Below are 20269 nucleotides of genomic sequence, written 5' to 3'. Positions count from 1 at the left end.
GGGTCTCAGGTGAGGGTAGCCTAAGCTAATCCGCATGGCGACGTCCGAGATCCACGGGGTCGACCGCGGTCAGCGGCCGGCCGGCGGCGTCCGCCGACGCCGCACCCGCCTGCTCGCCCTGGTGATCGCCGTCCTCCTCCTCGTGCTCGCCGCCGTCCTCGGGCTGGCCGTCGGGGCTCGACCCGTGGCCTTCGACGAGGTGGTCCGCATCATCGTCGGCGCCGCGTCGCGCGACTCCGCCGACGCCGCCGCGGTGCTCGACCTCCGTCTGCCCCGAACGGTCGCCGCCATCGTCGCGGGGGCGGGTCTCGGGGTGGCCGGTGCCGTCGTCCAGGCGGTGACCCGCAATCCCCTGGCCGACCCGGGCATCCTCGGGGTCACCTCGGGCAGCGCCTTCGCCGTCGCCCTCGCGGTCGGCGTCTTCGGCGTCTCCGCCGCGAGCGGCTGGGTCTGGTTCTCGCTGGTCGGGGCCGGTCTCGCGACGGTCGCGGTCTCGCTCATCGGCGGAGCGGGCCGAGGAGGCGGTGGTCCGGCCCGTCTGACCCTCGCCGGTCTCGCGCTCGGCTCCGTCCTCGCAGGCATCACGTCGTCCATCGTGCTGTCCGACCCCCGCCGGTTCGACGCCGTCCGCGCCTGGGAGGTCGGCTCGCTGGCCGACCGCGGCTGGGAGCCCGTGCTGACCGTCGCCCCCTTCGTCGCCGTCGGCCTCGTCGTCGCCCTCGTCGCCGCCCGGCCGCTCGACGCCGTCTCGCTCGGCGACGAGCACGCCGCGTCGGTGGGGGTCTCGGTGCCGACCGTGCGGGTGCTGTCGCTGATCGTCGTCACGCTCCTCGCCGGAGGCGCGACCGCGATCGTCGGGCCCATCGCGTTCGTCGGCCTGATCGTCGCGCACACCGCCCGAGGTCTGGTCGGGCCGAGTCAGCCGTGGATCACCGGACTCTCGGCCCTGCTCGGGCCGGCGCTGCTGCTGCTGGCGGACGTCCTCGGTCGCGTCGTCGCGCCTCCCGGGGAGCTCGCCGCCGGGCTCGTGACCGCCGCCGTCGGGGCCCCCGTGCTGATCGCCATCGCCCGTCGACGCCGGGTGGGCGGATCATGACCGCCCTGAGCCCCCGCCCCCGCCGCGTCGCGACGGCACGGGATCGGCGCCGCATCGCGACGATCGCGCTCGCCGTCGTGGCCCTCGTCGTGGCGATCGTCGCGCTCGGCATCGGCGACTACCCGCTCAGCCCGATCGAGGTCGTCCGCGCCCTGTCCGGCGGCGACGGCTTCGCGTCGACCATCGTGCTCGGCTGGCGACTGCCGCGCGTGCTCGCCGCCCTCGTCTTCGGCGCCGCGCTCGGCGTCTCGGGCGCGATCTTCCAGTCGCTGACCCGCAACCCGCTCGGCTCGCCCGACGTGATCGGCTTCTCGACCGGCGCGTACACGGGCGCGATCGTCGTGATCGTCACAGGGGCGTCGTCGACGCTCGGCACGGCCGGAGGCGCCCTCGCCGGAGGGCTGCTGACGGCGCTGATCGTGTATCTGCTGGCCTACCGCGGCGGGGTGCAGGGCCTGCGGCTGATCATCGTCGGCATCGGCGTGACCGCGCTGCTGCACTCCGTCAACAGCTGGCTGCTGCTGCGGGCGCAGAACGAGGTCGCCCTCACCGCGTCGTTCTGGGGCGCCGGGTCGCTCGCGCTCGTCGGCTGGGCGCAGCTCGTGCCCGCCCTCGTGCTCATCGCCGTGCTGACCCCTCTCGTGATGATGCTGTCCCGCCCGCTGCGGCAGCTCGAGCTCGGCGACGACGCCGCGCGGTCGCACGGCCTCGGGGCCGAGGGGGCGCGGCTGGCCCTGGTCGTCGTCGGGGTGGCGCTCACGGCCGTCGTGACCGCGAGCACCGGGCCGATCGCATTCGTCGCGCTCGCCGCCCCCCAGCTGGCCCGGCGTCTCGTCCGGTCGGCGGGCGTGCCCCTCGTCGCCGGAGCCCTCACGGGCGCCGTCCTGCTGCTCGTCGCCGACCTGGTGGCGCAGCACATCACGTCGAGCCCGGTGCCGGTCGGGCTCGTCACACTCGTCATCGGCGGGGTCTACCTGATCACGCTGCTCGTCGGAGAGAGTCGGAGGTCCGTGTGACCGAGAGAACCCCCACCACCGCCGCCGCTGCTGGCGGATCCGGCGCCGCGCCCGTCGCTCCGTCGCCGCGTCTGGTCGCCCGGTCCGCGCACCTCGCCTACGACCGGCGGACGGTCAGCGAGTCCGTCGACGCCGAGATCCGCGACGGCTCGTTCACGGTGATCGTCGGGCCGAACGCGTGCGGGAAGTCGACTCTCCTGCGGGCCTTCGCGCGCCTCCTGAAGCCCCGGTCGGGGTCGGTGCTGCTCGACGGGCGCGAGCTCGCGTCCGTCCCGCCGAAGGAGGCGGCCCGCACGGTGGGGCTGCTGCCGCAGACCTCGACCGCCCCCGAGGGCATCACCGTGGCCGAGCTCGTGTCGCGCGGGCGCTACCCGCACCAGGGGCTGTTCCGGCAGTGGACGGCGGCCGATCGCGAGGCCGTCGACGCCGCTCTCGTCGAGACCGACCTGACCGGGCTGGTCGACGTGGCGGTCGACGAGCTCTCGGGCGGCCAGCGGCAGCGCGTCTGGGTGGCGATGGCGCTCGCGCAGCAGACCCCCGTGCTGCTGCTCGACGAGCCGACGACCTATCTCGACATCGCGCACCAGTACGACCTGCTCGACCTGTTCGCCCGACTGCACCTGCAGGGGACGACGGTGGTCGCGGTGCTGCACGACCTCAACCAGGCGGCGAGGTACGCGACCGACCTGATCGTGATGAAAGACGGCGACGTCGTGGCGACCGGCGCACCCGCCGACGTGCTCACCGAGCGGCTCGTCGCCGACGTGTTCGACCTGCCCTGCCTGATCGTGCCCGACCCCGTCACCGGCACCCCCCTCGTCGTCCCCCGCCGCCGCTGACCCCGCCGCCCCGGCCGCCGCCGCGCCCCTGCACCCGCGCCCCCGCGCGGCATCGAGGTGACGCAACGGGACCCCTGCACGCCGCACGATGCCCCTTCCGCGTCACCTCGATGCCGCCGCCGACACGGCCGGAGGGAATGGCCTAGGTTCGTACGGGCGTTGCACCCCCAGGGTGATCCGCCCATCGAGACCGCGCCCCGGGCGCAGAGGAGACATCGTGACCCAGCCCAAGATGAACGTCGAGTCGTTCAACCTCGACCACCGCACCGTCGCGGCCCCCTACATCCGTGTCGCCGATCACAAGACGCTCCCGAAGGGCGACACGATCACCAAGTTCGACGTGCGCTTCACGCAGCCGAACGAGGCGCACCTCGAGATGCCCGCCGTGCACTCGCTCGAGCACCTCTTCGCCGAGCACTCGCGCAACCGCTCGAACGACGTCATCGACTTCTCGCCGATGGGCTGCCAGACCGGCTTCTACCTGATCCTGCAGGGCACCCCCGAGATCGACGACGTCATGTCGCTCGTCGAGGGCACGCTGACCGACATCACGACGGCGACCGAGGTGCCGGCCGCGAACGAGACGCAGTGCGGCTGGGGTGCGAACCACTCGCTCGAGGCCGCACAGAAGGTCGCTCGCGGGTTCCTCGCGGCCCGCGACCAGTGGTCGACCGTCACCCGATGAGCCGGGGCGCAGCCGTCCCGCCGATCATCGTCGTCGTCGCGATGAGCGACGAGGCCCAGCCGTTCGTCGACCGCGCCTCCCGGGTCGACGAGCCCGTGGCGGTCGGCGGTTCGCTGCAGCGCGTCGTCGAGATCGACGGGGTCGAGCTGCTGCTCGTGCAGGGCGGCATCGGCTTCGTCAACTCCGCCAGTGCGACGACGTCGGCCATCGTGCGGGCGGGCGCGCTCGACGGCGTCGTGCCGACCGTCGTCAGCGCGGGCACCGCGGCCGGCATGGGCCACGGGATCGAGATCGGCGACGTGGTCGCGGGCGCCGAGTACATCAACCTCGACGCCGATGCGCGCGTCTTCGGGTACCGCCTCGGTCAGGTGCCGGGCATGCCGGCCAGCTTCCACGCCGACGCCCACCTGATGGAGGCGGCCCTCGCCTGCGGGACGTCCGTCGCGTCCGAGGCCGGCTGGGCCGTGCGCCCCGGCCTGATCGCGTCGAGCGACGCGTTCATGACCGCCGACCGGGTGGTCGGCGTCCGCAGCGCCTTCGCCGACGTGGTCGACGTCGACGCGGTCGACATGGAGTCGATGGCCATCGCGCAGACCTGCCACGTCTATCGCGTGCCGTTCGTCTCGGTACGCGGCGTCAGCGATCTCGCGGGGCCCGACGCCCACGACGTGCACGACGAGAACCTCGCCCTGACGGCCGGGCGCTCGGCCGACGTCGCCTTGGCGTTGGTGCGGGGCCTGGCGGGCCGCTGACCGGCGGCGTCCGCTCACGCGCCACAGGGCACGAAGGAGGCGCGGGTCGGGTCGACCCGCGCCTCCTCGGCTCCCTCGTTCGGGGGACACCGTCGACCTCTGAAGTGCCCACTGTGCACGAAGTCCCCACGAACCTATGTTCTCCCTAAGAGTTTTCTCGGATGAACGACAGGGGTCCACTTCGTGAAGAAACGCCACGTCAATGCGATCGGGGGAGTGGCGTTCGCGTCGCTCCTCGTCGCCTCGCTCGCCTCGCCGGCCGGCGCCGCTCCCACCACCGGGTCCGCCGCCGGGCCTTCAGCCGCCGCGGCATCCGCCGCCGCCGCGGCACCCGGTGCCGACGGTCAGCTCTCGCCCCGCAGCAGAGACGATCGTCCCGATCCCGCCGCCGAGGCCCAGCGCGAGCTGAACCGCGAGGCGGTGGCCCAGGTGATCACCGGTCAGGCCGAGCCGCAGCAGCGGAGCGCGCGCAGCGACAGCGAGTCGGTCGAGATCAAGCCGGGTCAGTGGGCCCAGTACGGCGTCGAGTCGAGCGACCAGATCCTGTCGTTCCTCGTCGACTTCGGCGACGAGGTCGACCCGCGCTACGCCGACGCGCCGGCCGGCCCGATCCACAACGAGATCGCCCAGCCCGACAGGGCGAACGACAACTCCACGTACTGGACCAACGACTTCAGCCGCGGCCACTACCTCGACATGTTCTTCGACCAGCAGGGCGAGTCGCTGAAGGGCGTCTACGAGGAGATGTCGAGCGGCCGGTACACGGTTGACGGCGACGTCAGCGACTGGGTCACCGTGCCGTACTCGTCGGCCAGCTACGGCGAGACCGAGAGCCAGACGGACATGACCCGCTTCGTGCAGGACACCGCCGACGCCTGGTACGACGACCAGATCGCGCGCGGAAAGACTCCCGCGCAGATCACCGAGTACCTGCAGACCTTCGACCAGTGGGATCGCTACGACTACGACGCCGACGGCGTCTTCGACGAGCCCGACGGCTACATCGACCACTTCCAGGCCATCCACGCCGGCGAGGGCGAGGAGGCGGGCGCCGACTCGAGCGCCATCTGGTCGCACCGCTGGGCGGTCGGTCAGGACGCGGAGGGCACGGCTGGCCCCGCGGTCAATCCGTTCGGCGGAGTGAAGATCGGCGACACCGACTTCTGGGTGCGCGACTACACGACCGAGCCCGAGAACGGCGGCCTCGGCGTCTTCGCCCACGAGTACGGTCACGACCTGGGTCTGCCCGACCTCTACGACACCAGCGGCGGCGAGAACGGCACCGGTTTCTGGACCCTCATGAGCTCCGGCTCGTGGCTGAGTCACGGCGACGGGGCGATCGGCACGACCCCGAACCAGATGGGCGCCTGGGAGAAGCTGCAGCTCGGCTGGCTCGACTACGAGATCGCGGTGGGCGGCCCGAAGGCGGCGAAGTCCACGCACCAGATCGGCCCGTCGTTCCACGCCACGAAGAAGCCCCAGGCCGTCGTGGTCACGCTGCCCTTCGACAAGAAGGGGAACGCTCGCTTCTATCTCGCCGAGAACCGGCAGTACGGCGGCTACGACGACACCCTGCGCACCGGTCCGTACAACTTCGGCTGGCTCGAGTCGCAGCCCGACCGCGTCGAGCACTTCCCGTATCAGGACGGCCTCAGCATCACCTACTGGGACTCCGCGCAGTCGGACAACAACACGGCGCAGCACCCCGGTGCGGGGCTCGCGTTGCCGGTCGACGCGAACCCGACGGCGCTGACCTGGTCGGACGGCTCGGTCGCCCGCAACCGGATCCAGAGCTTCGACGCCACGTTCGGCATCCAGCGCACCGACCCGATCACGCTGCACCGCGAGCTCGGCGGCGCGTCGCTGACGATGACCGCGCCGGCGCGACCGGCGGTGTCGATGTTCGACGACAGCGACCCGCTCGCGTACTACGACGCGTCGAACCCGCAGGGCTCGGTCAAGGTCGCCGGGTCGGGAACGACCATCCAGGTGCTGCAGAGCAACAAGCAGGGGATGATGACCCTCCGCGTCGACTGAGCGCACGCGGGAGACATGAAGGAGGCGCGGGTCCAGTGGACCCGCGCCTCCCGTCGTCCGTCGACTCAGCTGGTGGCGCCGCGGTGCAGGTGCTCGATCAGCTGCGCCTTCGTCGCCCGCGACACCCCGGAGAGCCCGGCCTCGCGCGCGAGGGCGCGCAGCTGCACGAGCGTCATCGCGGTGAGGTCGCGAGACGGGTCGATCGCGGTGTCGTCGGCGACGGTCTCGTCGACGGTGACGACCGGGGGAAGCGGCGGGACGAAGATCGACGACGCGACGGGGGCGGTCTTCGAAGGCTTGTCGGACTTGTCCTTCTTGTCAGTCTTCTCGGACTCGCCCTTCTCGTCGGACTTGCCCTTCTTGTCGGACTTGCCCTTCTTGTCCGTCTTGCCCTTCTCGTCGGACTTGCCCTTCTTGTCCGATTTGCCCTTCTTCTCCGACTTCGTGAGTTCGTCGAGAGACGGGGTCGGCGCGACGACGGTCTTCTCGTCGCCCTTCGACTTCTTGTCGTCGTGCTTGCGGGCGACGGCGTCGCGTTCGGCGCGCAGCGAGGCGACGGTCTCGTCGTCGAGGAAGTCGACGAACGGGTTGGGCTGCCCGGTCTTGTCGGCGACGATCGACGTGTAGGCGGCGGCCGCGGAGCGGACCTTCGCCGTCGCACGACCAGCGCGTTTGGACGATGTCGGTCGCTCCGCGGTCACTGCCGCGTGCTTCTCGAGGGCGTCGACGAGATCTCTGAGGGCTGTCTTGATCTTTTTGCTCACTCCGACATTGTCGACCCTCGAGGTGTACGCACAACCCCCTCATGCCTTTCCGGCGCCCGACCGATCCGCCGGCGGGAGTCGAGGAGTCCGCTCAGTCGGAACGCGGAGCGTCCTCGACCACCGTGCGGTCGGCGCCGAATCGGCGGTCGAGCACCTCCGCACTGGCCGAGCCGGCGAGGAACCCGCGGAGCACCGCGACGAGCCCGGCCAGGTCGTCGCCCGAGGTGCGACCCTGCACGTCGTCCATCCCCGCGTCGACCGCCCGCACGTGCGGCACGAGCGCGCGGCCGTCGTCGGTGAGGCTGAGGACGACGGCGCGACGGTCGTCGGGGCTCGTCTCGCGTGCGACGAGCCCACGGCGGACCAGCGCGTCGACGATCCGGCTCGGGCTGCCGGTCTCGCAGACGATCAGCTCGCCCAGGGCCTTGAGCGTCAGGGGGCCGGAGTCGTCGAGCACCCCGACGACCTCGGCCTGCGAGGGCGTCAGCCCGACGGGAGCCAGCGCGTCGGCCACGGCTCGGTTGCCTTCGCGCTGGGCGGCGAGCACGAGGTAGCGCAACTCGGAGGGGGCCAGCTCGGCTCGGGGTCCGCCAGAGGATGTCACGACACGAGATTACCGCCCGCCGTCTGGGGCTGCGATCGACGTTGACGACTCCGCGCCCCGAAGACGCCCGGGCCGATGGCCCGCAGCACGGACGGCAGCACGATCGTGCGGATGACGACGGCGTCGAGGGCCACCGCGATCGCCAGCCCCAGGCCGATCTCGCGCACGATGCTGATCTGCCCGGTCATGAACGCGAGGAAGACGACGATCATGATGAGGGCGGCGCTGTTGATCATGGGTCGGGTCGCCCGCAGCCCGTCGGTCACCGCCGAGCCGAAGACGGCCCCGCGCTCGTAGGTCTCGGCGATCCGGGCGATGATGATCACCATGTAGTCCATGCTCAGCCCGAACATCACGGCGAAGAGCAGGACGGGTGTGACGGAGTTCAGCGGCACGTCGCTCGTGAGCGACTGCACGAGGGTGAGCGCCCCGAGGCTCGCCCCGACGACGAGCGCGTTGAACGCGAGCGCCAGCAGCGAGAGCGTCACGGATCGGAACGCCACGATCAGCAGCAGGAACGTCGCGACGAACACGAGGACGGCGATGGTCGGCAGCGAGTCGACGAGCGTCTCGTCGAAGTCGAGCCCCTGGGCGGTCGCCCCGGCGACCGCGACGGTCGACGACGAGCCGAGCTCGTCGGGCAGCTCGTCGCGGATCTCTCGGACGAGGTCGTGCGCCTCGACCGAGTCCGGTCCGTCGTCGGTGGTGACGAGGAGGCGCGCGACCGTCCCCGCGGAGCCCTCGGCCCACAGCGCCCCCAGTTCGGCGGGAGCCTCGTCGCTGGCCAGCAGCGCGGGGAGCAGCGCCGGGTCGATCCCGGAGGTGGTGACGCTCGTGACCGAGGCGACGTCGGCGTGCTCCTGCAGCAGGCGGCTGGCCTTCGCGACGTCGTCGACGAGCTCCGATGCGTCGTCCGCGCCGATGACGACCTGGAGCGGGAACAGGTCGTCCACGCCGATCCGGGCCGCGGCCACGTCGAGTCCGATGCGAGCGGGGTCGTCTTCGGGGAGGACGGTGGCGCTCGCGACCGGCGACTGCAGCGAGAGGCCGAGGGCCGGCGACGACACGGCGAGCAGCCCCACGACGCCGACGAGGGCCACGACGGCCGACATCGCGCGGGTCGGGCTCGGGCGACCGCGCATGCCGGTGCCGGTGCCGGTGCCGGTGCTCGTCGAGTCGGCGGCGGTGGAGCCGGACGCCCGGCGAGGTCGACGGCTGGGCAGGGGGACGCGACCCCAGTCGATCCGACGACCGAGGAGGATGAGGAGCGACGGCAGGACGGTGTGCGTGAGAACCAGCGCCACCGCGGTGACGATCATGCCGCCCAGGGCGATGCTCGTGAAGGCCATGACGCGGGGGACGAGCAGGGCGGCCAGGGCCACGATGACCGCGGCGCCGGAGAACAGCACCGAATGACCCGCGCGGGCCATCGCGACGTCGACGGCGTCGCGCACGCTCCGACCGTGGCTCAGCTCTTCGCGGAATCTCTTCACGATGAACAGCGAGTAGTCGACGGACACCGCCAGGCCGATCATCGAGACGATGTTCGAGTACAGGTTCGAGACGTCGGTCTCGCGGGCGATGAGGTAGCCGACGCCCAGGGCGATCGCGAGCGACGAGCCGGCGATGAGCAGGGGCACGACGGCCGCGGCGACCGAGCGGAAGACGATGAGGAGGACGATGATCAGCACGGGGAAGACGATCAGCTCGGCCCGGAGGGCGTCCTCCTTCGAGTGGGCGTTCAGCTGGTAGTCGAGTGCGGGTTGACCCGTCACGTAGCCGTCGACGCCGCCGGCCAGGTCGGAGACGCCCTCCTGCAGGTCGGGGGTGAGGTTCTGAGCGACGGTGTTGTCGCCGTCGAAGCCCGCGGTGATCACGACCGTCCGGCCGTCGGCGGACGCGTAGTCGGGTCGTTGCCCGGGTGTCGTCACCGAGACCGCTCCATGCTCGGTGAGCAGCGCCGTCGTCTCGTCGATCGCGGCGGGGGAGATGGCGTCGTCGCCGTCGAGCACCACGACGACCTGGTTGGGGGCGTCGCCGAAGTCGCGTTCGATGCCCGCCTGGGTGACCAGCGCCTCCGCCCGGGGTGCGGTGAAGCCGCCGCCCGACAGGGCGCCGTCGAGCTGGAGGGCGAGGGCCGCGGCGACCGCCACCAGGATCACCCACGCGGTGAGGACGAGGCGAGGTGCTCGCCGGAGGGGATGGTTCGGTCGTGACATGGCGGTCTCCCGTCGAGGGCGTCGGACGACGCCGGTAGATGATGGAACATGCATGTTGTATCACGTAGCGGGTCCGACGTCGATTCGAGGCTCGAGGCCGATAGATGTCTCGACATTTGTTGTGGAGTCATACATCTGACATTCTGGCTGCTGGCACAGCCCGCCACGCGACACATCACCTCACGAGGAGCACCATGACCCTGCAGACCGAGACCCCCGACGCACCGCCCGCCGCCATCGGCGCCGCGCCCCTGAGCGACGCCCGAGCCGCCATCGACGCCATCGGCCGCGGCGAGATGGTCGTCGTGGTCGACGACGAGGACCGCGAGAACGAAGGCGATCTCATCGTCGCCGCCGAGCACGTCACACCCCAGATCGTGAACTTCATGATCACCCACGGTCGCGGCCTGGTCTGCCTCGCGCTCGACGAGGGGCGCGCGGCCGAGCTGCGACTCGACCCCATGGTCGAGAAGAACGAAGACCACCAGTCGACCGCTTTCACGGTGTCGATCGACGGCACACCCGCTCACGGCGTCACCACGGGCATCTCCGCCTCCGAGCGGGCGACCACCATCCACCTCGCCGTGTCGGGCGACGCTAACGACCTCGCCCGACCCGGGCACGTGTTCCCGCTGATCGCCCGCCCCGGCGGGGTCCTCGAGCGACCCGGCCACACCGAGGCGTCGGTCGATCTCGCCCGTCTGGCCGGGTGCGCGCCCGCCGGCGTCATCGTCGAGATCATCGGGGTCGACGGCGAGATGCTCCGTCTCGACGCCCTGCGCGAGTTCGCGGCCGAGCACGGCCTCGTGCTGACGAGCATCGCGGAGCTCGTCCGCCACCGCGCCGACGAGGCTCGCACTGAGCAGGGTCGCGACTGATGCTGGCCCTCCGCGTCATCCGCGGGGCGACCCGGTCGGTGGTGTGGCGCATCGTCCGACGGCGCATCGGCAGCGTCGAAGGGCTCGAGAACATCCCGCTCGACGGTCCGCTCGTCGTCGTCCCGAACCACGCCAGCTACTTCGACCACTTCGTCGTCCAGGTGGTGGTCCAGACCCTCCGGGGCCGTCCTGTCTGGTTCCTCACCAAGCGCGAGAGCTTCGCCCGGCCGTTCCCTCGTCTGTGGGCGACGGCCTGGTACGGCATCCCGGTCGACCGCGACGTCCCCGGGCCCGACACCCTCCGCGAGGTCCGGCGGGTGCTCGGCTCGGGCGACGGGCTCTGCGTCTATCCGGAGGGCACCCGCGGAGACGGCGGTCCGATGCGCGAGTTCAAGCCCGGGGCCTTCCGATTCGCCCTCGCCCACGGGGCGCCCATGATCCCCATCGGTCTGCACGGCACCGCCGACGTGCTCCGCAAGGGCGACCGGTGGTTCCGACGAGGTCGCGTCGACGTCGTGATCGGCGCGCCCCTCGAGGTCGACTCCACACTGACGAAGCCCGAGGCGGCGCAGGCCCTCGCCGGGTCGAGCCGGGCGGTTGTCGAGTCGCTCGTGGCCCGGGCGGCCCGGAACGCAGCGCGTTCGTCGGCGATCCCCGTGCCGCCCGCGGCCGACGCCGTCGACGCCTCCATCGTCCGCCAGCTGACGGACGACGGGCGGATCGCCCCCGCGGTGCTCCGTCGACTGCGCATGCTGACCACCGTGGTCGGCACCGTCGAGCGTCGGGGTCTCGACCTGCGGACGCAGCGGATCCGACTCGCGGCTCTCCGGGCGACCCGGTGGCGGGGGCCGGTCCGTCTCGTGGTCGCGATGGTGATCCGCGGACGCCTCGCGCGCCTCCTCGGCGAGGCCCCCGCCCATCCGCTGGCCAACTACCTGCTGGGTCGATGGTGTCTCGCCGTGCCGACGGCCCTCGGCGGCGGCGCCGAGCGGGCGCTCGAACGGTTCGCGGTCGCCGCGGCCGACGCCGCCGACCCGACCCGCACCGCCATGGCCTCGGCCGAGGCCCTGCAGCGGCTCGGTCGGCATCGGCAGGCGCTCGAGCAGCTGCGACGGGTCGTGGCCGAGACGCCGACGCAGCACCCGCACCACGCGTCTCGGGTGCGCCGGGCCGAACGCCTGGTCGGCGAGCTGCGGGGGGCCGCGACGTGATGCCCGTCGTGCATTCGGCCAGCCGCTCGATGCGGCGTCGCCCGGCGGACGTCCTGCGGGTGCTCGTCGAGGTCTCGGCCGTCGCCGACTGGAACCCGGCGCTGTCGTCCGTCACCGCGCCTCCTGGGCCCGCGACGATCGGCCGGGCGTACCCGATCCGGATCCGAGGGCTGGTCGGCGGCCACATCACGTACCTCGAGACCGGGCCGGCACGAGTCGCCTACCGTCTCGTGGCCCCCGGCGCCGACGAGCTCGGCGAATGGCGGATGGACAGGGTGCCGGGCGGCACCCTCGTGTCGCATCGGATGGAGCACCGCGGCGCCGTGCTCCGCCTGATGCGGCGGGCGTTCGAACCCGTGCCGTCGTGGCGGCTCGAGAGGCTCGACCAGACGGCGGGCGACGCACGCGCCGGCTGATCGGTCTCCGGGGCGGCCGCCCGGCTCACGTCGACCGGCCGCCTCGGATCGGCCGAGGCGATCAGACCGGGGCGATCAGACCGGGACGACCGCCACGGCGGCGGGGACGAACGAGACGAGCACCTCGGTGCCGATCGGGCGGCCGACCTCGGGGCGGTGGTCGAGGGTGAGCACCGTGCCGGGGTCGGTCCGCACGGTCGTCCGCGAGACCGCTCCTCTGAACGACACCGACTCGACCGTGCCGGCGATCGCGTGCGGATCGTCGGTGAAGACGACGTCCTCCGGGCGGACCCAGGCCCAGACGGCGCCGTCGGCCGGCGACCCGACCGCCTCGATCTCACGGCAGCCCGGCAGGCGCACGCGCCCGTCGACAACCTCGGCCCGCACCCGGTTGCTCGTGCCGACGAACTCCGCGACGAACGCCGACGACGGCTCGCGGTAGAGCTCCTCGGGGGTGCCGATCTGCTCGATCGACCCGGCCCGCATGACGGCGACGCGGTCGGCGACGGCGAGCGCCTCCTCCTGATCGTGGGTGACGAACATCGTCGTGATGGCGAGCTCGCGCTGGATCCGACGGATCTCATCGCGCAGATGCACCCGCACCTTCGCATCGAGGGCACTGAGCGGCTCGTCGAGCAGCAGCACGCGGGGCCGGGTGACGAGGGCCCTGGCCAGGGCGACGCGCTGCTGCTGCCCGCCCGAGAGCTGGTGGGCGTAGCGCTCGCCGAGGTCGCCGAGGCCGACCAGCTCGAGCATCGAGCGCGCACGGCTCGTGCGCTCCGTGCGCCCGACGCGGCGCATCCGGAGACCGAACTCGACGTTCTGCAGCACCGTCAGATGCGGGAAGAGCGAGTACGCCTGGAAGACCATGCCCACGTCTCGGCGATGGGTCGGCACGCCGACGACATCGTCGCCGTCGATGGTGATGCTGCCGCTCGTCACGCTCTCGAGACCCGCCAGGCCCCGCAACGCGGTGGTCTTGCCGCAGCCGCTCGGCCCGAGCACGGCCACGAGCTCGCCTGGTCGCAGCGACAGCGAGACGCCGTCGAGGGCGCGGTGCCCCGAGAAGTCTTTGACGACCGAGCGGAACTCGACGGCCGCGCCAGCGCGCCGGTCGACGTCGATCGGGGCGGTGAGGGTGGCGGTCACGAGCGGGCCTTTCGAGCGGGCGGAGCAGGAGGAGCAGAGGGAGCGAAAGCGACAGGCGCGGCGCGCGTGACGGCACCGGCAGCAGCACCGGCGGGAGACGCGGCGCCTGCCGAGACCGCGGGCGAGGCGCCCGGCCCGCGAGTGCCGACGCGCCCGATCACGACGAGCAGTGCGAACGCGAAGCCCAGCGCCAGCAGGGCGAAGATGACCGCGGCGTACGGGTCGCTCCGCGAGACCTGCACCAGGGCCGTCTGCAGCGTCACGCGGTTGAGCAGCGACGCGATGGTGAACTCGCCGAGCACGACGGCGACGGTGATGAACGCGGCCGCGAGCAGCCCTCGGCGCAGCGACGGCACGACGACGCTCACGGCGATGTGCGCCCAGCCGGCCCCGAGGGTGCGGGCCGCTTCGGTGAGGGTGCGCAGATCCGTCCCGGCGAGGTCGGACTGCACGGCCCGGTAAGCGTAGGGCAGCACGGTGATCCCGTAGGCCAGCGCGAGCGTCCAGGCGCCCGACCCGGCGATGCGCGTCACCACCGAGTAGACCGGCGCGAGTCCGACGACGAGCACGATGGCCGGCACCGTGATCGGCACGAGGCAGACGAGCTCGAGCGGGCGCGCGAGTCGCGGGTAGCGGAGGTGCACGAGCACCATGGCGGGCACGAGCAGCGCGAGTACCAGCAGTGCGGCGACGATGGCCAGCACCAGCGAGTTCGTCACGCCCTCGACGAGGTTGCGATACGCCCGCTCGTTCTCGGGGTCGACGATCGCGAGCCAGTGGTTCAGGTCGTGCCCGCTGCCGTCGGCGCTCCGCAGCGAGAACGCGACCATCGCCGCGATCGGCACGGCGAACACCAGCCCGACCACGCCGAGCGCGACCCTCCGCGCCGTCGTCGAAGCGCGGCTGGCAGGCCCGACCGCCGAGGGGGCGCGCCCCGAGGAGGCACGGGTCGACACGCCGACGCCGGTCACCGCTGCCACCGCTCGGTCCGACGCTGCAGCACCGAGTACAGCGACATCAGCACGACCATCACGACGACCATGCCGAGCGCGAGGGCTCCGGCGACGTTCTCGCGACCGAGCACCGTCTCGCTGACGAGCGCCGCGCGGATCTGCAGCGGCACGATCTGGGCGCCCTGACTGATGATCGCTGCGGCGGTCGCGTACGACGAGAACGCGTTCGCGAACAGCAGCAGCAGGCTGCCGACGAATGCGGGCGTGAGCACGGGCACCACGACGCGGGCGAAGTGCTGCCACCCCGTGCCGCCGAGGGTGGCCACCGCCTCCTGCCAGTGCGGACGCAGTCCGGTGACGGCCGGCATGAAGGTGATCACCATCAGCGGCACCTGGAAGTAGATGTAGGGCAGCAGCAGGCCGGGCACCTGGTAGAACCAGACCCCGTCGGCGAAGACGTCGACGCCGAAGCGGGTCAGCAGCAGCTGCGTGACGACCCCCTGGATGCCGATCGTGGCCGTGAAGGCGAACGCGAGCATGACGCCGCCGAACTGGGCGAGGACGCTGGCCGCAGAGTCGACGAACCCGCGCACGAGCCCGTCGGGGCGGAGGGCGGTGAGGCCCCAGCAGACGACGGCGCCGAGCACGGCGCCGACCACGGCGGTCACGCCCGAGACCAGCGCCGAGCTGCCGAACGCGCGCAGCACGCTGGGTTCGCCGAGCACGGCGATGTTGTCGAGGGTGAACCGGCCGTCGCCGTCGACGAAGCCGGTGCCGAGCGCCAGCAGGCACGGCAGCACCAGGAACGCCAGCACGTAGAGCGCGAACGGGGTCAGCCCCCACCACGCCGGCAGGCGGCGCCGGCCCCGGGGGGAGTCGGCGCCGCCGGAGGTCGAGGAGGCGCGGGTCGACGACTCCGCCCCTCTCGCCACGGTCGTCACGATCAGCCGATCACGGCGGCCCAGCGCTCGGCCAGGACCGCCGAGGCGGCCTCGGTCTGCTCGCTGGTGAACTGCACGGTGTCGGCGGGCTGCTCGCCGACCGCGTCGAGGGCGCCCTGGTCGACCGTGCCGGCCTCGACCATGGCGTCGAGTCGGACGGGGTAGGCGCCGGCGGCGAGGTAGAGGTTCTGGGCGGTGTCGCCCATGATGAACTCCTGCCACAGTCGGGCGGCCGCGGGGTGCGGGGCGTCGACGTTGATGGCCTGGTTGTAGTAGCTGGCGAGGGCCGTGCCGGGCAGCACGGCGGTCTTCCAGTCGCGACCGCCGGCGTCGGCCGCGGCGGCCAGGTTGTTGTAGCTCCAGTCGAAGACGACGGGGGTCTCGCCCGAGGCGATGGTGGCGGGCGTCGGGTCGGTCGGCAGGAAGTTGCCGGCGTCGTTCAGCTCGCCGAAGAAGTCGACACCGGGGGTGATGTCGTCGACGCTGCCGCCGTCCTGGAGGGCGGCCCACTGGATCGCTGCCGCTGCGGCGCCGGCCTGGGTCGGGTCGCCGTTCAGGGCGACCTTGCCCTTGTACTCGTCGCCGAGCAGGTCGTCGAGGCTGGTCGGCTCGGGCAAGGCGTCGGCGTCGTAGCCGATCGACATCAGACCGGTGTAGTCGTAGACCCACCTGCCGTCGGCGTCCTTGCGATCGTCGGCGATGTCGTCCCAGGTCGTCACCTTGTACGGCGCGAACTGGTCGAGGTTCTCGAGGGTGACGGCCGAGCCGAGGTCGAAGACGTCGGGGGCGCCGTCCTGCCCCTTCAGGTTCTGCGCCGCGGTGATCTCCTCGGCGCTCGACACGTCGGGGTTGTCCGAGTTGACGGTGATGTCGTACTCGTTCTCGAAGGCGTCGATGATCTCGCCGTAGTTCGCCCAGGTGTCGGGCAGCGCGATGACGTTCAGCTCGCCTTCCGCCTCGGCGGCGGCGACGAGCTGGTCCATGCCGCCGAAGTCCTCCGCGCTGGTGGCGGTGGCGGCGTCGGTGTCGCCCGCCGCGCCTCCTGAGCTCCCCGCGTCGGCGGACGAGCAGGCGGTGAGGCCCAGTGCCAGGGCGGCGAGGGTGGCGGCTCCGGCGAGGTGGCGCTTGGCGAGCATCGGGATCCTTCGGGTGCGGGGCCGAGGCTCGTCGCGGGGAGCGACGAAGGGGTGCCGGTCGACCCACGAGCACCGTAGGGAGGCGCGGCGACGGTGGGGATGCCGCCGCACGTCGCGCAGATGAACGGCAGGAGTCGTCCTAGCTCATGCATCACACGTATTAGCATGCGATATACGAATTCCTCTGGTAATATTTGACGCATTGTCACCGGGACCCGCCGGGCATGACACCAGGGGAGACCAGAACACATGACGAGAAGGACCGCACTCCGAGTCGGAGCAGTCGCGCTCGCCACGGCGACCGTGCTCGGCGGCATCGCCGACGGAGCGGCCGCTGCCGCGGACGCCTCGCCGGGCGACCCGTCGGTGAGGGCCTCGGGCAGCACGCCCGTCGTCATCGCCTCCGAATCCACCCGCCTCGTCGGGCCTCTCGCGATCGTCCAGAGCGAGACCCACGCCTTCGGCCTCCGAGCCGATCCCGACACCATGCGCACCGGCGGCGGCGGAACCCTCGCCGAGGCGCAGGCCGAGGCCGACTACTGGTCGGTGCCGGCCGTCGGCCAGGTCGGCCCGGTGCGTGGTGTCGGCGACAAGGCGGATCGCTGCCTGACCAAGGCGTCGCCGAGCAACGGCACGGTCACGATCGCGAGCTGCAACGCCTCCGCCCAGCAGGACTGGCAGTGGACCGACACGACCGAGCGGCAGGGCTTCTCGAAGGCGCTCTCGCCGTCGACCGCCACGGCACGGGCGATCGCACCGCGCGGTGCCGGCACCTACGTGCACGCCGTCGACGGGGCCTCGTACACGCGGCCGATGGCCCTCGACGGGGCGATGCTCGCCGAGCGCGAGATCACCGCGTCGGCCGTCGTCGACGCGATGGAGCGCTCGGCAGCGGTCTCGGGGGTCGCCTCCACGGGGTCGACGGTCTCGATCGGCGACGAGTCGGTCGTCGTCGGCGAGACCGGCGAGTACACGCTCACGCTGACCGATCTCGAGGTCGGCGTCACCTCGCTCGTGGTCACCCAGACCCTGCCGAACGACGAGGTGCACGGCACGACGACGCTCGATGTCGAGGTCCCGGCGGCCTCCGGCGAGTTCACCCCCGTCGAGCTGCCGTCGGCCGAGATCCCCCGCGGGCTGGACAGCGCGGTGACCGCCCAGGTCGAGACGACCGCCGAGCTGACCTCGATGGACTCGACGGTCACCTTCACGGCGCCGGCCGGGACGACGTTCGCCTCGGCCGATGATCGGCCGGTGGCCTACCTGCTGCCCGGGGCTCGCGACTGGCGCGAGTCCGCCTATCTGCGTCTGACCGGGGGCACCCCGTCGGCCGACGCGACCTCCCTCACCTACGACGCCGACACGACGAACGGCGGCTTCCGCCTCCCGGCCGGGTCCCGGCTGCGGTTCGAGGCCGTCGTGCGCACCCCGTTCGGCGTCGCCGACCAGGGCTCGCTAGGCCTCCTGCACTCCGGCACGGCGAACAGCGGGGCCTTCCACGTCTTCGGTCGCTCGGCGGTCTCGTTCGTCGACCGGTACCGCGACGGGACCCTCGACGACTTCGCAGACGGTGATCGCTTCACTCCGGGCGAGGTCGAGTTCACCGGCTCCGGGTTCCCCGGCGCGACGGTGACCATCGCACCGGCCTCGGGCGCCCCCGTCTCGACCGAGGTCCGCCCCGACGGGACCTGGCGCGCGGTGCGCTACCTGGGCAACGGCGCGTACACCCTGACCGTCTCGCACACCTCCTCCGAGGGTGAGAACACCATCGAGGGCATCCGTCTGTTCTCGAACGCCGTGGCCGAGGGCGACTTCACCCTGGCGTCTCCCTCGGACGGCGATGGTCACAGGGCACAGGGGTGGGTGACCTTCTCGGGCACGGGCACGACCTGGTCGAGGGTGTCGATCGCCGACGACTCCGCCATCGCCCCGACCACCGCGACCGTGCAGTACGACGGCTCGTGGACGGCACGGCGGTGGGTCGGCACCGAGCCGACCACGTTCACGGTGACGTCCTCCCGGGCCGACGTCGAGAACGGGTCCGAGACCGTCGCATTCAACACGGGTGTCACCGACCGGCCCTTCACGATCGACAGTCACTCCGACGGCGGCACCTTCACCCCCGGCGCGATCACCTTCTCGGGCACCGGATCCACCGGCGACACGGTCACCCTGACCGCGCCCGGCCTGGCCCCGCTGGAGGCGCGGGTCGACCTCAGCGGTCGCTGGTCGATCCAGAGGTGGCTCGGCAACGGCTCGATCGCCTTCACCGTGACCTACACGACGACGGGCGGGGAGTCGACCGAGCAGCAGCTCCGGCTCTACTCCGACCAGGTGCCGCAAGGAGAGCTGGTCGTGTCGGCCCCGGTCGACGGCGACGACCACTCGCAGGCCGGCTGGGTCACCTTCACCGGCACCGGCACGACCTGGTCACGCATCTCGATCGACGATGGCACCGGTACACCACCCTCGGTCGCCACCGTCCAGTACGACGGCTCGTGGACCGCGCGCCGATGGATCGGTGCCGGGCCCGTCACCGTCACGGTGACCAGCGCGCGCGCCGACGTCGAGAACGGCCGACACGAGATCCGCCTCGAGGCGGGCCGGTGACGCTCGGAACTCAGGCCGTCTCTGCTCCGCCCTCCTCTTCCCTCTCAGCTTCCCCTTCGGCGTGCCGCCCGGCTCGCCGCCACACGACAGAACGGACCACCATGCGCCGCACACTCCTCACCACCACCGCCGGCATCGCGTTCGCCGCGCTGGCCCTGACCGGCTGCACCAGCGGCACGACCGAGGCCGACGAGGCCACGCCGACCCCCGCCTTCTCGGAGACCGCCTCGGCCACGGACTTCCCGAAGCCGACCGGCGAGTGCATCGACGGCATCGCCACGTTCGTCGACAACGACACCGAGTACGAGCTGCCCGACGGCTGCGAGACCGTCGACATCATCGGCTCGGGCAACACCATCACGCTCGGCCCGGTCACGAACCTGATCCTCGAGAGCGACGGCAACACGGTCGACGTCGAGTCCGTCGAGACGATCAACAACCTCTCGTTCGGCAACACCGTCACCCACGGCGGCGACGCCCCCGAGGTGTCCACGGGCGCCGACGACATCGCCGTCAGCGCCCGATGACCCCGCGCCGACAGACCTCTCCCCTCACGCCGTCCCTCGACGGCCCGAAAGAAAGAACAGACCGCCACATGAAGAACAAGAAGAAGAACACCCCGGCGCAGCGCCTGGGCGCGGCCGCACTCGCGACGGCGACCGTCGTCTCCGGGCTCGCATTCGGCCCCGGGGCCGTCGCCGCTCCCGCTGCGTCCATGAGCGTCACCAGCGCGGACACCCCCGCCGCCGACGCCTCGACCGACGACTTCGGTTCGGTCTCGGCGCTCGAGGTCCCGGCCACGGAGCTGGTGCGTGGTGAGACCTCCGAGTTGAAGTTCATGGTTCGCAACACCCAGGAGCACGTGGGCTTCGCGCCGAAGGTGGTGCTGACCGCACCGGAGGGGACGACGTTCCCCGAGCAGGCGACGGCGTCGAGCCGGTACAAGGCCACGACCGCGGACGG

Annotated in this window: 19 protein-coding genes; 12 read left to right on the top strand and 7 right to left on the bottom strand. The window is 72.0% G+C overall.

From position 1 onward, the window contains the following. Positions 1-34 precede the first annotated feature (34 nt). The 6 genes from SOM11_RS14385 (at position 35) to SOM11_RS14360 (ending at position 6425) form a co-directional block, all read left to right on the top strand. The gene (locus tag SOM11_RS14385; RefSeq protein ID WP_320478466.1) at positions 35-1096 is read left to right on the top strand and encodes a FecCD family ABC transporter permease; all 1062 of its coding nucleotides are present in this window, start codon (positions 35-37) and stop codon (positions 1094-1096) included. After that, positions 1093-2112, top strand: coding sequence for a FecCD family ABC transporter permease (locus SOM11_RS14380; protein ID WP_320478465.1), 1020 nt, complete (start codon positions 1093-1095; stop codon positions 2110-2112). Before SOM11_RS14385 ends, SOM11_RS14380 begins: the two co-directional genes overlap by 4 nt. Continuing rightward, positions 2109-2951: an ABC transporter ATP-binding protein gene (locus SOM11_RS14375; RefSeq protein WP_414655470.1), complete on the top strand. Its 843-nt coding sequence runs from the start codon at positions 2109-2111 to the stop codon at positions 2949-2951. The genes SOM11_RS14380 and SOM11_RS14375 overlap by 4 nt, the downstream gene beginning before the upstream one ends. Before the next feature lie 232 nt (positions 2952-3183). Continuing rightward, positions 3184-3636 carry an S-ribosylhomocysteine lyase gene (locus SOM11_RS14370; RefSeq protein WP_320478473.1) on the top strand — a complete coding sequence of 151 codons (453 nt, stop codon included), beginning with the start codon at positions 3184-3186 and terminating at the stop codon, positions 3634-3636. Further along, positions 3633-4388 carry a 5'-methylthioadenosine/S-adenosylhomocysteine nucleosidase gene (gene mtnN, locus SOM11_RS14365; RefSeq protein WP_320478464.1) on the top strand — a complete coding sequence of 252 codons (756 nt, stop codon included), beginning with the start codon at positions 3633-3635 and terminating at the stop codon, positions 4386-4388. The genes SOM11_RS14370 and mtnN overlap by 4 nt, the downstream gene beginning before the upstream one ends. Positions 4389-4571: 183 nt before the next feature. Next, positions 4572-6425 (top strand): immune inhibitor A domain-containing protein, encoded by a 1854-nt coding sequence (locus SOM11_RS14360; RefSeq protein ID WP_320478463.1) that lies wholly within the window; start codon positions 4572-4574, stop codon positions 6423-6425. 65 nt (positions 6426-6490) lie between these two features. Here SOM11_RS14360 and SOM11_RS14355 read toward each other — a convergent pair whose 3' ends face one another. The 3 genes from SOM11_RS14355 to SOM11_RS14345 all read right to left on the bottom strand — a co-directional run bounded on the left by SOM11_RS14355 (position 6491) and on the right by SOM11_RS14345 (position 10012). Then, on the bottom strand, positions 6491-7189 hold the full coding sequence (locus SOM11_RS14355; RefSeq protein ID WP_320478462.1) for a Rho termination factor N-terminal domain-containing protein: 699 nt from the start codon (positions 7187-7189) through the stop codon (positions 6491-6493). Between the two features lie 91 nt (positions 7190-7280). Then, positions 7281-7793 (bottom strand): MarR family winged helix-turn-helix transcriptional regulator, encoded by a 513-nt coding sequence (locus tag SOM11_RS14350; RefSeq protein WP_243214115.1) that lies wholly within the window; start codon positions 7791-7793, stop codon positions 7281-7283. Continuing rightward, complete coding sequence (locus tag SOM11_RS14345; protein ID WP_320478461.1) at positions 7790-10012, bottom strand: MMPL family transporter; 2223 nt, start codon at positions 10010-10012, stop codon at positions 7790-7792. The genes SOM11_RS14350 and SOM11_RS14345 overlap by 4 nt, the downstream gene beginning before the upstream one ends. A gap of 194 nt (positions 10013-10206) precedes the next feature. On the opposite strand from SOM11_RS14345, the gene ribB reads away from it, so the two are divergent. From ribB to SOM11_RS14330, 3 genes are read left to right on the top strand one after another with little or no spacing between them, the layout of a single operon-like run. After that, on the top strand, positions 10207-10890 hold the full coding sequence (gene ribB / locus SOM11_RS14340) for a 3,4-dihydroxy-2-butanone-4-phosphate synthase (protein WP_192061790.1): 684 nt from the start codon (positions 10207-10209) through the stop codon (positions 10888-10890). Further along, positions 10890-12101 (top strand): lysophospholipid acyltransferase family protein, encoded by a 1212-nt coding sequence (locus tag SOM11_RS14335; protein ID WP_320478460.1) that lies wholly within the window; start codon positions 10890-10892, stop codon positions 12099-12101. Before ribB ends, SOM11_RS14335 begins: the two co-directional genes overlap by 1 nt. Beyond that, positions 12101-12517, top strand: a complete 417-nt coding sequence (locus tag SOM11_RS14330; RefSeq protein ID WP_341850019.1) for an SRPBCC family protein — start codon at positions 12101-12103, stop codon at positions 12515-12517. Before SOM11_RS14335 ends, SOM11_RS14330 begins: the two co-directional genes overlap by 1 nt. A 75-nt stretch (positions 12518-12592) precedes the next feature. Here the strand turns inward: SOM11_RS14330 and SOM11_RS14325 are convergent, their stop codons facing one another. Genes SOM11_RS14325 through SOM11_RS14310 form a run of 4 tightly spaced genes read right to left on the bottom strand, consistent with a single transcriptional unit; the run spans position 12593 to position 16696 of the window. Next, on the bottom strand, positions 12593-13666 hold the full coding sequence (locus SOM11_RS14325; RefSeq protein ID WP_243214111.1) for an ABC transporter ATP-binding protein: 1074 nt from the start codon (positions 13664-13666) through the stop codon (positions 12593-12595). Beyond that, positions 13663-14646: an ABC transporter permease gene (locus SOM11_RS14320; protein ID WP_320478459.1), complete on the bottom strand. Its 984-nt coding sequence runs from the start codon at positions 14644-14646 to the stop codon at positions 13663-13665. Before SOM11_RS14320 ends, SOM11_RS14325 begins: the two co-directional genes overlap by 4 nt. Further along, positions 14634-15551: an ABC transporter permease gene (locus SOM11_RS14315; RefSeq protein ID WP_243214110.1), complete on the bottom strand. Its 918-nt coding sequence runs from the start codon at positions 15549-15551 to the stop codon at positions 14634-14636. The genes SOM11_RS14320 and SOM11_RS14315 overlap by 13 nt, the downstream gene beginning before the upstream one ends. 11 nt (positions 15552-15562) lie before the next feature. After that, a complete protein-coding gene (locus tag SOM11_RS14310; RefSeq protein WP_320478458.1) occupies positions 15563-16696 on the bottom strand; it encodes an ABC transporter substrate-binding protein in 1134 nt (377 codons plus the stop codon). 249 nt (positions 16697-16945) lie between these two features. Here SOM11_RS14310 and SOM11_RS14305 point away from each other — a divergent pair, with 249 nt between their 5' ends. From SOM11_RS14305 to SOM11_RS14295, 3 genes are all read left to right on the top strand, one after another. Next, the gene (locus SOM11_RS14305) at positions 16946-19306 is read left to right on the top strand and encodes a hypothetical protein (RefSeq protein WP_320478457.1); all 2361 of its coding nucleotides are present in this window, start codon (positions 16946-16948) and stop codon (positions 19304-19306) included. Between the two features lie 101 nt (positions 19307-19407). Further along, positions 19408-19833 (top strand): hypothetical protein, encoded by a 426-nt coding sequence (locus SOM11_RS14300; protein WP_320478456.1) that lies wholly within the window; start codon positions 19408-19410, stop codon positions 19831-19833. A gap of 68 nt (positions 19834-19901) precedes the next feature. After that, positions 19902-20269, top strand: a 368-nt coding sequence (locus SOM11_RS14295; protein WP_320478455.1) for a hypothetical protein, incomplete at its 3' end; no start/stop codon positions are given.

The organism is Frigoribacterium sp. CFBP9029 (genome assembly GCF_034045305.1).
In the GTDB taxonomy this organism is placed as follows: Bacteria; Actinomycetota; Actinomycetes; order Actinomycetales; family Microbacteriaceae; genus Frigoribacterium.
The sequence above is the reverse complement of the archived record's forward strand: the minus strand, read 5'-3'. Positions and strand labels throughout refer to the sequence as shown.